2 protein-coding genes are annotated in these 2179 nt (G+C 31.5%); both read left to right on the plus strand.

Going from position 1 to position 2179, the window contains the following annotated elements:
• Positions 1-91 precede the first annotated feature (91 nt).
• Positions 92-1381: an IS21 family transposase gene (gene istA, locus ACFPM4_RS19120; RefSeq protein WP_382355371.1), complete on the plus strand. Its 1290-nt coding sequence runs from the start codon at positions 92-94 to the stop codon at positions 1379-1381.
• A complete protein-coding gene (gene istB, locus ACFPM4_RS19125) occupies positions 1374-2126 on the plus strand; it encodes an IS21-like element helper ATPase IstB (RefSeq protein ID WP_382355374.1) in 753 nt (250 codons plus the stop codon). Before istA ends, istB begins: the two co-directional genes overlap by 8 nt.
• Positions 2127-2179: the final 53 nt, after the last annotated feature.

The following is a 2179-nucleotide window of genomic DNA, read 5'->3' on the forward strand; positions in this document are numbered from 1 at the left end:
TATAAATGCTAACTTAATAATGTACATAAATGATTGGATAAGAATGTACAGTTTTGATCAGTACATGCATACTTGATTTGAGGTGGGAAGAATGCATGTACAACTAAAAATAAAAACAGAATTTAACATCAAAAATCTTAATGATTTACCAGAACTAAAAGTTATTATGGAGAGTCTAAACATGAAGATAAACAAGAGTGAACTAGCTCGACAATTAAATGTAGATAGGAGGACAATAGATAAATATTTAAATGGTTATGTGCCAACTAAAAAGCGTAATAGAAGATCAAAAATAGATGAGTTATATGACGTTATAAAACTTTTGCTTTCCGAGGAATCTCTTCAAAGATTTTATTATAAAAGAGTGCTCTGGCAGTACTTAAGAGATAATCATGGATTGGATTGTTCTGCATCTGCGTTTAGAGCTTATATCTCAAGAAAACCAGAGTTTCAGGCATATTTTACCGATGGTAAAAGAACACATTCTGTTGCTTCGATAGTTCGTTTTGAAACACCACCTGGGGAACAGGCGCAATTTGATTGGAAAGAAAACATTAAATATATAACAAAAGATGGGGAAGTTTTAATAGTTAATGTAGGTGTCCTTTTATTATCAAATTCTAGATTTCGAATATATTGTTTATCATTATCCAAAGCACAAAGTGTCTTAATATCTTTTTTAATGGAATGTTTTGAGACTATTGGTGGGGTTCCAAAAACAATATTGACAGATAATTTAAAAACTGTAATGGACAGTCACCGAACAGAATATACGAAAGGGTTGGTCAATGAAAGGTTTGAACAATTTGCCAAAGACAATGGATTTGAAGTAAAGCCTTGTATTGCCGGTAGACCAAGAACAAAAGGGAAGGTAGAAAGTCCGATGAAGATATTAGATGAAATACATGCCTATCAGGGGAAGTTTGATTATCAAGAACTCCATAGGTTTATAGAAAGACTTAATGAACGTGTTAATCACAGTTATAACCAAGGTAACGGAAAGATACCAATTATCGCCTTAAAACAAGAAAAGAGCCACTTACTCCCCCTACCACGGAAAGAAATAAGAGACTCTTATAAGATTAAACATAAGCTTGTAAAAGTAAATCCCTCGGGTATGATTACCTACAAATCGAATCAATATTCAGTTCCAGCTGAATACAAAGGAAAAACCGTTGGTTTACAAGTTTATGATAACCATATCCATATTTATTATAACATGGATCTAATTGCCGAACATCAAATCAGTTCAAAGAGATTGAACTACAAAAAAGAACATTATGTAGATGCCTTATCACATGGTATGCCTAAATATCAAGATATTGATGAGTTAGCTAAAAAAAATCTACTTGCGATTGATGAGGTGTATAAAATTGAATAGTAGCTATCAGCAATTATTAAAAAATCTTGAGTATTTAAAGTTGCAACAAATGATACTACATCTTAGCGATACGATTGACTTTAGCACAAAAAATGAACTCTCTTTCGTAGACACACTATTGAAGCTAACAAATCATGAAATAGATGTTAGGGAAAAAACTATGATTAACTCAATGGTTAAGCTGGGGGCATTCCCCCACCGGAAAGAAATAAGTGAGTTTGATTTTGAGTTTCAGCCAGGCATAAACAAACAACAAATCTTAGATTTTACTACGTTAAGATTTATCGAAGATAAACAAAATATTATATTCATGGGATCAAGTGGCGTAGGAAAAACACATTTAGCTACATCTATAGGGATTGCTGCATCTAAGAAGCGAACAAGCACTTACTTTATAAAGTGCAATGATCTAATATTAAATCTAAAAAGAGCAAAATTAGAGAATAGATTGGAAACCCGTCTAAAACACTATGGAAAATATAAATTATTAATTATTGACGAAATCGGTTACCTACCGATTGATAAAGAAGATGCCAAACTATTTTTCCAATTAATTGATTTAAGATATGAAAAGAAAAGCACTATATTAACAACAAATATCAGCTTTAAAGAATGGGACGAAGTATTCCAAGATAGTAAATTAGCAAATGCAATATTAGATCGAGTATTACACCACGCAGAAGTTATAAATATAATAGGACCATCTTATAGAATTAAGAATCATTTAAAGCCTGATGACGAGTAAATTTGTACATTCTTAAACAATCAAAAGTGTACATAGTATTCTTGACATTTATA

The organism is Lederbergia graminis, assembly GCF_042655485.1.
GTDB lineage: Bacteria > Bacillota > Bacilli > Bacillales > Bacillaceae_C > Lederbergia > Lederbergia graminis.